Origin of the sequence: Pseudomonas sp. MM227 (assembly GCF_947090715.1) — a bacterium.
GTDB classification, from domain to species: Bacteria; Pseudomonadota; Gammaproteobacteria; order Pseudomonadales; family Pseudomonadaceae; genus Aquipseudomonas; species Aquipseudomonas baltica.
In genome coordinates, this window is the sequence record NZ_OX352319.1 from 1,611,774 (window position 1) to 1,625,313 (window position 13,540).

Genomic DNA, 13,540 nt, shown 5'->3' on the forward strand with positions numbered 1-13,540 from the left:
GTCGTCGCGAACGCCTGTTCAGTGATAGACCGGAAGGCCTGGCCAACGTTGCCCAAGTGCACGGATGAATATGTTTGCAAATACATCAACCGCAAACGGGTGACTGATTTTCCTGTCCGCTAAACCTCGAGGGCCCAGTGCGGTCACACCTACACTTTCCACCGCAGGCAAGCGCTGCACGTCCCACCAGGAGCTTTTCGATGACTGTGAAGTCAGACCCCGTCAAACCCTCGACCCTCAACCCACCGGTATTCTGGATATCGGCCATCTTGCTGTTGCTGCTGGTGCTGTTCGCCAGCCTGATGCCGCGGCAGGCGCAGACCTTCTTTGCCGTGGTGCAAGACTGGATTTTCACCAACGTCAGCTGGTTCTACATCCTGGCCGTGGCGATCATCCTGGGCACCGTGGTGTTCCTGGGCGTGAGTCGCTACGGCGACATCAAGCTGGGCCCGGACCACAGCACCCCGGACTACAGCAGCATGACCTGGTTTGCCATGCTCTTTTCGGCAGGCATGGGCATCGGCCTGATGTTCTTCGGCGTCGCCGAGCCGGTCATGCATTTCCTCAACCCGCCCTACGGGGAGGGTGCCACGGTCGCTGCGGCGGGCGAGGCGATGAAGATCACCTTCTTTCACTGGGGCCTGCATGCCTGGGCCATCTACGCCATCGTCGCCTTGATCCTGGCGTATTTCAGCTTTCGCCACGGCCTGCCGCTGACGCTGCGTTCAGCCCTCTATCCGCTGATCGGCGAGCGCATCTACGGTCCCATCGGGCATGCCGTGGACATCTTCGCCATCATCGGTACGGTGCTGGGTGTGGCCACTTCGCTGGGCTTCGGCGTGGCGCAGATCAACACCGGCCTCAACGCGCTGTTCGGCGTGCCGGTGTCGATCCCGATCCAGATCGCCCTGATCATCGGCACCACGGCGCTGGCCACGCTGTCGGTGGTGTCCGGGCTGGACAAGGGCATTCGCCGGTTGTCCGAGCTCAACCTCGGGCTGGCCGTGCTGTTGATGGCCATGGTGATGATTCTCGGCCCCACCGTGCTGATCCTGCAGACCTTCGTGCAGAACACCGGCGGGTACCTGAGCGAAATCGTCAGCCGTACGCTCAACCTCAATGCCTACCAGCCCACCGACTGGATCGGCGGCTGGACCCTGTTCTACTGGGGCTGGTGGCTGGCCTGGTCGCCGTTCGTGGGGCTGTTCATCGCGCGCATCTCGCGCGGCCGCACCATTCGTGAATTCGTCACCGGCGTGCTGCTGGTGCCTACCGCGTTCACCCTGCTGTGGATGACCGTGTTCGGCAACACCGCGATCCACATGATCCTCGAGCAGGGCATGGTGGACCTGGGCATTGCCGTGGACAAGGACACCTCCCTGGCACTGTTCGCGTTTCTCCAGCACTTCCCGTTTTCCGGGGTGATCAGCGCGCTGGCGATCATCATGGTAGTGGTGTTCTTCGTGACGTCCGCCGACTCCGGCGCCATGGTGGTCGATATGCTTGCGTCCGGTGGTTCGGAAAACACCCCCGTACGCCAGCGCATCTTCTGGGCCTCGAGCATGGGCCTGGTGGCGATCGCGCTGCTGCTGGCCGACGGCCTCAAGGCCTTGCAGACCGCAACCATCGCCAGCGCGCTGCCCTTTACCCTGGCTTTGCTGCTGAGCATGCGCGGCCTGCTCAAGGCGCTCAAGCTCGACGCCACCAAGCGTGACCTGCGTCACCAGGCGCTCGCCATCTCGCCAAGCACGCCGCGTACCGGCGGCACCTGGCAGCGCCGCCTGCGTACCCTGGCGATGTTTCCGCGGCGTGCCCACGTGATTCGTTTCATCGAGGACGTGGCGCGTCCGGCGTGCCTTGGCGTTGCCGAGGAATGGCGCCTGCAGGGTTACGACTGCACCGTGGAAGACGGCGAGGAGGGCGGCGTGCGCCTGAGCGTCGGTCCTACCGACACCGCTTTCATCTACGAGATCAGGCCCCATGCCTATGCCACACCCAGCTTCGTCATGAGCGGGCCGCCGGGCGAAGAGCGCAAGTACTTCCGCGCCGAAGTGCATCTGCGCGAGGGTGGCCAGGATCACGACGTGATGGGCTGGTCCCGCGACGAGGTGATCGGCGACATTCTCGACCACTACGAGCGGCACATGCACTTCCTGCACCTGGTGGGTTGAGCTTCACGCCGTTTCAATTTGCAATGGCCGGGCGGTAACATGCCGGCCATTGCCATCCCTCATTTCAGGAGCCACCCATGGCCCATTCCGACATCACGTTCCTGCCAGACCCCGACCCCGAGTCGATTTCCTCGGACGTCGCAGGTTTCGGCGGCCTGCTGGTAACCACTCAGATCCCGACCCGCGCCGACGGCAGCCTGGAGCTGGGCAGCATCACCGAGCAGAGCGAATGCACGCTGCAGGCGCTGAAAGTGGCGCTGGAGGCGGCGGGCAGTTCGCTCGATCGCGTCCTGCACCTGACCATCTACCTGACCGACATGGCCGATCGTCCCGCGTTCAACGAGGTCTACCAGCGCTTTTTCGCCAAGCCCTGGCCGGTGCGTGCGGCGGTGGGCATCACCGCGCTCGCTGCCACAGGCATGCGCGTGGAAGTCACCGCCATGGCAGCCAAGGGCTGATCGTGCAGGAGAGCAGCATGATCGAAGTCACCGAGGTTTCCATCGCGCAACTGCGCGCCGCGCTGGAAAGCGGCCAGACCACCGCTGTCGAGCTGGTCCAGGCCTATCTGCAGCGTATCGCCGCCTACGACGGCGCCGACACGCCCACCGCGCTGAACGCGCTGGTGGTGCCGAACCCCTCGGCGCTGGCCGAAGCCCGCGCGGCGGATGCACGTCGCGCCAGTGGCCAGACGCTGGGGCCGCTCGATGGCATCCCCTACACCGCCAAGGACAGCTACCTGGTCAAGGGCCTGACCGCAGCTTCCGGCAGCCCGGCCTTCGCCGGGCTGGTGGCGCAGCGCGATGCGTTCACCGTCGAGCGCCTGCGCGCGGCCGGGGCGATCTGCCTGGGCAAGACCAACATGCCGCCGATGGCCAACGGGGGCATGCAGCGCGGTGTCTATGGACGCGCCGAAAGCCCGTACAACGCCGACTTTCTCACGGCGCCTTTCGCGTCCGGCTCGTCGAATGGCGCCGGCACCGCGACCGCCGCCAGTTTCGCTGCCTTCGGCCTGGCCGAGGAAACCTGGTCCAGCGGGCGCGGCCCTGCGTCCAACAATGGTCTGTGCGCCTACACACCCTCGCGCGGGATCATCTCGGTGCGCGGCAACTGGCCACTGACGCCGACCATGGACGTGGTTGTGCCATTTGCTCGCACCATGGCCGATCTGCTGGAAATCCTCGACGTGGTGGTCGCCGACGACCCCGACACCCGGGGCGACCTGTGGCGCCTGCAACCCTGGGTGCCGATACCCCAGGTCGCCAGCGTGCGCCCGGCGTCCTACCTGGAGCTGGCCGCGCCCGCCGAGGCACTGGCGGGCAAGCGTTTCGGCGTCCCGCGCATGTACATCAATGCCGACCCGCTGGCGGGCACTGCGGAGCAACCGGGCATCGGCGGCCCGACCGGGCAGCGCATCCACACCCGTGCCTCGGTGATCGAACTGTGGCAGCAGGCACGGCGCGCCCTCGAGGCTGCCGGCGCCGAAGTCGTGGAAGTGGACTTCCCTCTGGTGTCCAATTGCGAAGGCGACCGACCGGGTGCGCCAACCGTGTTCAACCGCGGCATCGTCGACCCGGCGTTCCTTCACCATGAGCTGTGGGACCTGACCGCCTGGGCGTTCGACGATTTCCTGCGCGCCAATGGCGACCCGGCGCTCAACCGTCTGGTGGACGTCGATGGGCCGCTGATCTTTCCGCACGACCCCGGCACGCTGCCCAACCGCGAAGGCGACCTGGCCGCCGGTATGGACGAGTACGTGAAGATGGCCGAGCGGGGCATCACCCCGTGGGACCGGATCGACACCCTCGCCGACGGCCTGCGTGCACTGGAACACACCCGCAAGATCGACCTGGAAGACTGGCTGCAGGCACTGCAGCTGGATGCCGTGGTGTTTCCTACCGTCGCCGACGTGGCACCGGCCAATGCCGACGTCGACCCGGCCGCGGCGGACATCGCCTGGAGCAACGGTGTGTGGGTGGCCAACGGCAATCTGGCGATCCGCCATTTGGGCGTGCCGACCGTGACCGTGCCGATGGGCGTGATGGCCGACATTGGCATGCCGGTGGGTCTCACGTTCGCCGGCCGCGCCTACGACGACACGCAACTGCTGCGGTTCGCCGCGGCCTTCGAAGCCACGGGCAACCGCCGGGCGATTCCACCGCGCACGCCACCCCTGCAGCGCTGAGCGTACGGACGACACCCGGGCGTCATGGCGCTCCGGTGTCAGCCGCCGCGCTGGCCATCGGTGCGGTCCATGAGCTCATTCCAGATGTACATGACGGCGTAGGCACGCCATGGTCGCCAGTCTTCGCTGCGCAGCCGTTGATGACCGGGCTTGAGCAGCTCGGGGTGTGCGCGTGTGATCTCCTGCATGATCACCAGATCGCTGCCCGGCCAGGCGTCGGCGTCGCGCCAGGCACGCATCGCCACATATTCGACCGTCCACGGGCCAATACCCGGTAGCGCCAGCAGGCCTTGGCGCAGGGGCGTCAGGTCGGTACGTGTGTGTTCATCGACGAACGCTTCGATCTGTACCTGATTGCAAGCCACTGCAGCGGCGAAGTTCTGCAGCGCGGCCACGCGCTTGCCGGGCATGCCGATGCGGTCGAGGTTGACCTCGGCCAAGGCAGCGGGAGTGGGAAACTGCCACGCGACCTGTGGGTGCTGTGGCAGCGCAACCGGCCGCCCGGCCCGCTCGGCCAGACGCCCGGCAATGGTGGTGGCCGCCTTGACGCTGACTTGCTGGCCGACGATGGTGCGCACGATCAGCTCGAAGGTCGACCAGGTGCCAGGCACGCGCAGTCCCGGCGTCTGCAGCAGCAGGCGACCAAGCCAGGGGTCGCTGTCCAGCGCCGCGTGCAACCGCTGCGGGTCAAGATCCAGGTCGAACATGCGCCGCAGGCGTGGCACCAGCGCGGGCAGGTGAACGCTGGCCGGTCCATCGATACGCGCGATCAGGCAGTCACGGGTGGGGTCCTGGCGGACACTTAGCAGGCCTTCGTCACCCTGCCATTCGACGGTACGCAGGTAGACGCCGTCGATGACGGTCTCGACCAGGGCGCTGGAGCGTCCGCCGTAGAACCTGAGCAGGCGCTGCCAGTCGAAAGGCGGCTGATAGAACAGCTCGATGTCGGTACTGAGTGAGGGCATGGTGAAAAACTCCTTGCCGGTTCAGACCGTGCATCCCGCCACTTTGCTGCATCCACAGCCGACGCGGCTCGCGCCGCTGCTACACCCACTCCCCACCGACCTGTAGCAGCGGCGCAAGCCGCGTCTGGCCTCACCGTGTTCATCCAGACACACCACCTTGCCCGCCGACGCGGCTCGCGCCGCTGCTACACCCACTCCCCACCGACCTGTAGCAGCGGCGCAAGCCGCGTCCGGCCTCACCGCGTTCATCCAGACACACCGCCTTGCCCACCGACGCGGCTCGCGCCGCTGCTACAGACATGTGGTTACCTGGCTGCTGCGGGGCGCTTGATCATCAGCAGGGCTACGATCAGCGCCAGCACCGCCACGCCGGTGGCCAGCAGACCGAGGGATTCCAGGCCGAACTGACGAATGCCCACGCCACCGAAAATAGCGCCCAGACCAATGCCGGCATTGGCCGCCGAGATGTTCAGCGACGCCGCCAGGGCCTGGGCCTTGGCGCCAGCCTGCATGACGCGTACCTGGCAGATCGGAAACAGCGCCGTATAGGCGATGCCCCAGGCAATCAGTGCCGCGATCAACCAGGCGCGCTGCTCGGCCAGCGCTACGGCAGCGGTCATGCCTGCGCCCAGCACCAGCAGAAACACCACCATCGCCCCCAGCGGGCGTCGGTCGACCATGCTGCCACCCAAGTGGTTACCCAGCATGCCGACTGCGCCGAAGCCCATCAGCCACCAACCGACCTGACCTGCCGGCACACCACCCAACCGCTCGAGGATGTCGGCTAGGTAGGTGTAGGCAGTGAACATGGCGGTAAAGGTCAGCACCGACAGCAACACATGGGCCAGGAAGCGCGGCTGACGCAGGATCGCCGTCTGCTTCTCGCCGACCGCGGCGGCGGGCGAGCCGGGCAGTTTCGGCATTACCAGATGCATCAGTACGCCAATCAGCAGCGACACCCCAGCCAGCACCCAGAAGCTCCCGCGCCAGCCGATCAGGTCGGCGGCCACGGTGCCCAGCGGAACGCCGAACACCAATGCTGCGGAAATGCCCAGGTACACCTTGGCCACGGCCTTGCCGGATTGTCCGGGCGCAGCCAGTTGGCCGGCGGTTTCACTGGCGGTGCCCCAGAACACCGGTAGCGCCAGGGCAGGGATGAAGCGAGCGATGGCCAGCACCCAGATATTGGTGGACACCGCCGCCAGCACATTGGACGCCGCGAACACCAGCAGAATCAGGGTGAACAGCTTCTTGCGCTCGACGTGCGCCAGACGCGCCGTCAGATACGGTCCGAACAGCATCACGGTGAACGCGAACAGGGTCACCACCTGACCGGCCAGGGCAATGGAAATGTCCAGGTCCCGCGCCAGGCTCGGCAACAAGCCGACGATCAGGAACTCGGTGGTCACGATGATGAAGGCCGCCACGGCCATGATCAGGATCTGCACGCCGGAAGCGCCGCTGCTCGAGGCAGACGGCGCGGCCTCGGCCATGTGGGAAGAAGACATCGAACTTAACTCCGGAAAGATTTTGTAATAGCCTATTGGGGAAGTCCTGGAAAATCCCGGCCATTAATTACCTTGTGAATTGAACTGAATTCACCAATCGGAGATGCGATGTTTTCCTCGGAGCGCCTCAAGGGCATCGACGTCTTCGTCAGCGTCGCCGACCTGGGCAGTTTCACTGCCGCCGCCGAACGCCTGAACCTCAGCAACTCGGCGGTCAGCAAAGGCGTTGCGCGCCTGGAAGCGCGGCTCGGCGTACGGCTGTTCCAGCGCACCACGCGGCGCCTGGCGCTGACCGAGGCAGGGCAGACCTTCTACCGCACCTGCACCAGCGTGCTCGCCGACCTCGAAGAGGTGGAACTGGCCATGAGCGCCGAGCAGCGCGAACCCCATGGGCGCCTGCGCATCGACCTGCCTGCGTCCTACGGCCGATTGCACGTGCTGCCTCTGATTCTCGAGTTCGCTGCGCGGCATCCGCGGCTGCAGCCTCACGTGTCGTTCTCGGACCGCTTCGTCGACCCTGTCCAGGAAGGCATCGACATCGTCGTGCGCATCGGGGGTTCCGATGCCTGGCCCAGCAACGTCGGGCGACGCTTTCTGGGGCGTCAGCGACTGGTATTCTGCGCAGCACCCGCCTACCTGCACGAGCACGGTACGCCACAAGGTGAGCGTGAGCTGGAACAGCATCGCTGCGTTGGCTATGGGCAGACCGATGGCACGGTCTATTCGTGGTACTTCAAGGGCCGCCAGGCCGGCGACATGGAGCGGCGGACCATTCATCCGCACGTGGCCGTTGGCGACGGCGAAGGGCAGGTGATGGCCGTGCTTGCCGGGCAGGGCATCGCCCAGCTGCCGACCTGGCTGATCCAGCGGCATCTGGACAGCGGCGCCCTGGTCGAAGTGCTCGCGCCATTGGCCACCGACGGCCTGGCAATGAACCTGGTGTGGCTGAAAAGCCGTGAAGCCCTGCCCAAGGTGCATGCCCTGCTGGAATTCCTCACCGCGCGACTGACCCCGGCCGGCTCGGTTCCCTAGCGGTCTAGGGCCGGGGACCGGGATTTCGCTTTACGCACTCGGTACACCGTTTAAAATGCCAGCATCCATTGGAGGCCTCCGCATGTCGTCATTCGCCCACATGATCGAAAACATCACCCCTGATATCTACGAAAGCCTCAAGCTGGCCGTCGAAATCGGCAAATGGTCCGACGGCCGCAAGCTGACCGCCGAGCAGAAAGAACTGACCCTGCAGGCCATCATCGCCTGGGAAATGAAGAACCTGCCCGAAGATCAGCGTACCGGCTACATGGGCCCGCAAGAGTGCGCCTCGAAGTCCGCGCCGATCGAAAACATCCTGTTCAAGTCGGATTCGATCCATTGACCTGCGATCTCTTTGCGCAAGACACCCTGCAGGAGCTCGGTCGCGGTGCGGCCAGCAAGATGTCCGCACAGCTCGAGGCGCCAGTGGTGCAATACCAGCTGCGTCTGGGCGATACGCAGATTGCCGTCAATCCCTTGATCGGCAGCAAGCTGCGCCTGGAGTTTCTCGGCGCCATCCACTGCGTGAACTGCGGACGCAAGACCAAGACCAGTTTCAGCCAAGGCTACTGCTACCCCTGTATGACCAAGCTGGCCCAGTGCGATGTGTGCATCATGGCTCCGGAAAAATGCCACTACGACGCCGGTACCTGCCGCGATCCGGCCTGGGGCGAGCAGTTCTGCATGACCGATCATGTGGTCTATCTGGCCAACTCTTCAGGGGTCAAGGTCGGCATCACCCGCGCCAGCCAGTTGCCTACCCGCTGGCTCGACCAGGGCGCCAGCCAGGCACTGCCGATCATGCGCGTGGCGACCCGCCAGCAATCCGGGCTGGTCGAAGACCTGTTCCGCTCGCAGGTCGCGGACCGCACCAACTGGCGCGCGCTGCTCAAGGGTGACGCCCCGGCGGTGGACCTGGTGGCCATCCGCGAGCAACTGTTCGACAGCTGCGCGGCCGGTATCCACATGCTGCAGGATCGCTTCGGCCTGCAGGCGATCCAGGCCCTGAACGATGTGGACCCCATCGAGATCCGCTACCCGGTGCACACCTACCCGAGCAAGATCGCCAGCTTCAACCTGGACAAGAACCCCATCGCCGAAGGCACGTTGCTGGGCATCAAGGGTCAATACCTGATCTTAGACTCCGGCGTCATCAATATTCGCAAGTACACGGCTTACCAATTGGCCGTGCATCAGTAGAAGGGTTTTCGCATGCGTACCGAACAACCGAAAATGATCTACCTGAAAGACTATCAGGCGCCCGATTATCTGATCGACGAGACGCACCTGACCTTTGAGTTGTTCGACGATCACAGCCTGGTTCACGCGCAGTTGGTCATGCGCCGCAACCCGGCGCGCGGGGCCGGGCTGCCACCGCTGGTGCTCGACGGCGAGTTGATGGAGCTGCTTGGCGTCAAGCTCGACGACAGCGACCTGGGTGCCGCCGACTACCAGCTGACCGCCGACAGCCTGACCCTGCAGCCGCGCAGCGAGGCGTTCACCGTCGACACCAGCGTGCGCATCCACCCCGAAACCAACACCGCACTGGAAGGCCTGTACAAGTCCACGGGCATGTTCTGTACCCAGTGCGAGGCCGAAGGCTTCCGCAAGATCACCTACTACCTTGATCGTCCCGACGTGATGAGCCGCTTCACCACCACGTTGATCGCCGACCAGCAGCAGTACCCAATCCTGCTGTCCAACGGCAATCCGGTCGGAAACGGTCCCCAGGAAGATGGCCGGCACTGGGCCACCTGGGAAGACCCGTTCGTGAAACCGGCGTACCTGTTCGCGCTGGTGGCCGGTGACCTGTGGTGCGTGGAAGACAGCTTCACCACCGTCAGTGGTCGCGATGTGGCGCTGCGCATCTATGTCGAGCCGGAGAACATCGACAAGTGCGCTCACGCCATGACCAGCCTGAAGAAGTCCATGCGTTGGGACGAAGAAGCCTACGGCCGTGAGTACGACCTGGACATCTTCATGATCGTCGCGGTCAACGACTTCAACATGGGCGCCATGGAAAACAAGGGCCTGAACATCTTCAACTCCAGCGCCGTGCTGGCCCGCGCCGAAACCGCCACCGATGCCGCCCACCAACGGGTCGAGGCCATCGTGGCCCACGAATATTTCCACAACTGGTCGGGCAACCGAGTGACCTGCCGCGACTGGTTCCAGTTGTCGCTCAAGGAAGGCTTCACCGTCTACCGCGATGCAGGCTTCAGCGCCGACATGCATTCGCCGACCGTCAAGCGCATCCAGGACGTCGCCTACCTGCGCACCCATCAGTTCGCCGAAGATGCCGGGCCGATGGCTCACGCGGTGCGCCCCGACAGCTTCATCGAGATCTCCAACTTCTACACCTTGACCGTGTACGAGAAGGGCTCGGAAGTGGTCGGCATGCTGCACACTCTGTTGGGCGCCGAAGGCTTCCGCAAGGGCAGCGACCTGTACTTCGAGCGTCACGATGGCCAGGCCGTGACCTGCGACGACTTCATCAGTGCGATGGAAGACGCCAATGGTGTCGAGCTCAAGCAGTTCAAGCGCTGGTACAGCCAGGCGGGCACGCCACGCCTTCAGGTAAGCGAACACTTCGATGCGCAAGCTCGCACCTACAGCTTGACCCTGCGCCAGAGCTGCCCCGAGACCCCGGACAAGGTCGAGAAGCTGCCATTCGTGATTCCCGTTGCGCTGGGCCTGCTGGACGCCAGTGGCCGCGAGCTGCCATTGCGTTTGCGCGACGAGGCCGCGGCGGTCGGTACCAGCCGTGTGCTGGCGGTGACCGAGGCCGAACAGACGTTCACTTTCGTCGACATCGCCGAGCAACCATTGCCGTCGCTGCTGCGCGGCTTCAGTGCGCCCGTCAAGCTGATCTTCCCGTATACCCGTGACCAGCTGATGTTCCTCATGCAGCACGACAGCGACGGTTTCAACCGCTGGGATGCCGGCCAGCAGCTGTCGGTCCAGGTGCTGCAGGAAATGATCGGCCAGTACCAGCGCGGCGAGTCGTTGTCGATGGATCCACGCCTGCTCACGGCCCTGGCCAGCGTGCTGGAGAATCCGCAACTGGATCCGGCGATGGTTGCCGAGATGTTGTCGTTGCCCAGCGAGGCCTATCTGGCCGAGATCAGCGAAGTGGCCGATGTCGACGCGATCCATGCCGCTCGCGAATTCGCCCGCAAGCAGCTGGCCGATGGTCTGTTCGATGGGCTGTGGACGCGCTACCAGGCCAATCGCGAGGTCTCCAGGGCCACTGCGTACGTGGCCGAGAAAGAGCATTTCGCCCGCCGCGCGCTGCAGAACATCGCGTTGTCCTACCTGATGCTCAGCGGACGTCCCGAAGTGCTCGCCGCTACCCTTGAACAATATGATGCCTGCGACAACATGACCGAGCGCCTGACGGCCCTGGCAGTGTTGGTCAATTCGCCGTTCGAAGCGGAAAAGGCGCGTGCACTGCAAGCCTTTGCCGAACACTTCAAGGACAATCCACTGGTCATGGATCAGTGGTTCAGCGTGCAGGCGGCCAGTGGCTTGCCGGGCGGGCTGCAGCGGGTGAAGGCGCTGATGCAGCATCCGGCGTTCACCCTGAAGAACCCGAACAAGGTGCGTGCGCTGATCGGTGCCTTCGCGGGTCAGAACCTGATCAACTTCCATGCGGCCGATGGCTCGGGCTACCGTTTCCTGGCCGACCTGGTGATCGAGCTCAATGCCCTGAACCCGCAGATCGCCTCGCGGCAACTGTCGCCGCTGACCCGTTGGAGAAAGTACGACAGTGCGCGGCAGGCACTGATGAAAGCCGAGCTTGAACGGATTCTCGCCTCCGGCCCGCTGTCCAGCGACGTCTACGAAGTGGTCAGCAAAAGCCTGGCTTGATGGATCGATTGGTGGGGATTCTTCGCGGGCAGAGCCCGCTCCCACAATGAATGCGGGTACATCGTCTCATTGTGGGAGCGGGCTCTGCCCGCGAAAAGGGCCCCGCAAATTGGCTGACGCACCGCAGCGCTCGGTTCGCGGCCACAGACCGCTCCTACAGGAGCGTTACAGGGTCAGGTGCTGACCTTCAGCCCCACCAACCCCAGGATGATCAGACCCACACTGACCATCCGCATCAGCGCCATCGACTCGCCAAACAGCACGATACCGGCAATCACCGTACCCACCGCACCGACCCCGGTCCAGATGGCATAGGCGGTGCCCAAGGGCAGCTCACGCATGGCCAGGCCGAGCAGGCCGAGGCTCGCCGCCATGGCGGCAACGGTCAACACGGTAGGAAGGGGGCGGGTAAAGCCGTCGGTGTACTTCAGGCCGATGGCCCAGCACACTTCGAACAGACCGGCGAAGAACAACAGTAACCAGGACATGGAAAAACCCTCATCGAAGATGGGGTCGTCCCCGTTTGCAGGAAAAGTGGCGCCGGGTCGTCCCGGCGCCGAACACCATGTTGCCCATCCTTGCCCGATGGATCAAGTGCGACCGGTCAAGGTTCGGTCTTCAACGCGCCCGGCTCGGTGCCTTCCATGCGCCGGAAATAGGTCGAGAGCAGTGCTCCGGAAATATTGTGCCAGACGCTGAACAAGGCGCTGGGCACCGCCGCCAGCGGTGAGAAGTGAGCACTGGCCAAGGCCGCGCCCAGTCCCGAGTTCTGCATCCCGACTTCCAGGGCCAATGACTTGCGCTGCGCCAGCGGCAGCTTGAACAGCTTGCCGGTGAAGTAGCCGAGCAGGAACCCGAAACTGTTGTGCAGAATCACCACCGCCATGATCAACAGGCCCGACTCGGCAATGCGTGCCTGGCTGGCCGCGACCACGGCGCAGACGATCAACACGATACTCACCACCGACACCAGCGGCAGCACATCGACCGCCAGCTGGACCCGCGCACCGAGCAGCTTCTGGGCAACGACGCCCAGAACGATCGGCAGCATGACCAGTTGCAGGATCGACCAGAACATTTCCATGAACGATACCGGCAGCCAGGCCGAAGCCAACAGCCAGATCAGGGCAGGGGTGAGCAGCGGGGCGAGCAGGGTAGTCACTGCGGCGATGGCCACCGACAGCGCCAAGTCGCCCTTGGCCAGCCAGGTCATCACGTTGGACGAGGTGCCGCTCGGGCAGCAACCGACCAGAATCACACCGACGGCGATCTCCGGCGGCAGATGGAACACCTGGCACAACAGCCAGGCGACACCTGGCATGATCACGAAGTGCGCAACCACGCCCAGCGCCACGCGCCACGGATGACGCCCTACCTCGGCAAAATCGTCGAGCTTGAGGGTCAGGCCCATGCCGAACATCACCAGGCCCAGCAGCGGCACGATCAGCGGCTTGAGGCCGATGAACCATTCAGGCGCCAGAAACGCCAGTATGGCGAACAGCAGGACCCAGTAGGCAAAGGTATTGCCAACGAAGCGACTCAAAGCGGCCAAGGCGCGCATGGGGTAGTTCCTTCTTATATAGAATCATCATGTTGGTACCCACGAACCCCTGTGGGAGCGGTCCGCGGCCGCGAAAGCCACACCACGGTCTGCCTGACACACCGCAGCGCCCCTTCGCGGGCAGCGCTCACTCCCACAGAAATCGCGCACCCCCTGTAGGAGCGGTCCGCGGCCGCGAAAGCCGTACCACGGTCTGCCTGACTCACCGCAGAGCCCACTCCCACAGAAACCACACAACCCCTGTGGGAGCG

At 64.5% G+C, this 13,540-nt stretch carries 11 protein-coding genes; 7 read left to right on the plus strand and 4 right to left on the minus strand.

What is annotated here, in order from left to right:
- The first annotated feature begins 200 nt into the window (after positions 1-200).
- From ONG87_RS07350 to ONG87_RS07360, 3 genes are all read left to right on the plus strand, one after another.
- Positions 201-2,171: a choline BCCT transporter BetT gene (locus ONG87_RS07350; RefSeq protein WP_264382538.1), complete on the plus strand. Its 1,971-nt coding sequence runs from the start codon at positions 201-203 to the stop codon at positions 2,169-2,171.
- A gap of 77 nt (positions 2,172-2,248) precedes the next feature.
- Positions 2,249-2,629, plus strand: coding sequence for a RidA family protein (locus ONG87_RS07355; RefSeq protein WP_122478956.1), 381 nt, complete (start codon positions 2,249-2,251; stop codon positions 2,627-2,629).
- A 17-nt stretch (positions 2,630-2,646) separates the two neighbouring features.
- Entirely contained in the window at positions 2,647-4,353 is a 1,707-nt protein-coding gene (locus ONG87_RS07360) for an amidase (protein ID WP_122478954.1), read from the plus strand.
- 38 nt (positions 4,354-4,391) lie between these two features.
- Here the strand turns inward: ONG87_RS07360 and ONG87_RS07365 are convergent, their stop codons facing one another.
- Both ONG87_RS07365 and ONG87_RS07370 read right to left on the minus strand, forming a co-directional pair.
- Complete coding sequence (locus tag ONG87_RS07365; RefSeq protein ID WP_192136543.1) at positions 4,392-5,318, minus strand: DNA-3-methyladenine glycosylase; 927 nt, start codon at positions 5,316-5,318, stop codon at positions 4,392-4,394.
- A gap of 305 nt (positions 5,319-5,623) precedes the next feature.
- Positions 5,624-6,826, minus strand: coding sequence for an MFS transporter (locus ONG87_RS07370; RefSeq protein ID WP_264382539.1), 1,203 nt, complete (start codon positions 6,824-6,826; stop codon positions 5,624-5,626).
- Between the two features lie 108 nt (positions 6,827-6,934).
- Between ONG87_RS07370 and ONG87_RS07375 the strand changes: the two genes are divergently transcribed.
- From ONG87_RS07375 to pepN, 4 genes are all read left to right on the plus strand, one after another.
- Positions 6,935-7,858 carry a LysR family transcriptional regulator gene (locus ONG87_RS07375; protein WP_264382540.1) on the plus strand — a complete coding sequence of 308 codons (924 nt, stop codon included), beginning with the start codon at positions 6,935-6,937 and terminating at the stop codon, positions 7,856-7,858.
- Between the two features lie 82 nt (positions 7,859-7,940).
- Positions 7,941-8,201: a YeaC family protein gene (locus ONG87_RS07380; protein ID WP_122478948.1), complete on the plus strand. Its 261-nt coding sequence runs from the start codon at positions 7,941-7,943 to the stop codon at positions 8,199-8,201.
- A gap of 26 nt (positions 8,202-8,227) precedes the next feature.
- Positions 8,228-9,058, plus strand: coding sequence for a DUF2797 domain-containing protein (locus tag ONG87_RS07385; RefSeq protein WP_264382837.1), 831 nt, complete (start codon positions 8,228-8,230; stop codon positions 9,056-9,058).
- Between the two features lie 12 nt (positions 9,059-9,070).
- Complete coding sequence (gene pepN / locus ONG87_RS07390) at positions 9,071-11,728, plus strand: aminopeptidase N (protein WP_264382541.1); 2,658 nt, start codon at positions 9,071-9,073, stop codon at positions 11,726-11,728.
- Between the two features lie 173 nt (positions 11,729-11,901).
- Here the strand turns inward: pepN and sugE are convergent, their stop codons facing one another.
- Together sugE and ONG87_RS07400 are read right to left on the minus strand one after the other, a co-directional pair.
- A complete protein-coding gene (gene sugE / locus ONG87_RS07395; RefSeq protein ID WP_122478945.1) occupies positions 11,902-12,216 on the minus strand; it encodes a quaternary ammonium compound efflux SMR transporter SugE in 315 nt (104 codons plus the stop codon).
- Between the two features lie 116 nt (positions 12,217-12,332).
- Entirely contained in the window at positions 12,333-13,289 is a 957-nt protein-coding gene (locus ONG87_RS07400) for a bile acid:sodium symporter family protein (protein ID WP_122713038.1), read from the minus strand.
- Positions 13,290-13,540: the final 251 nt, after the last annotated feature.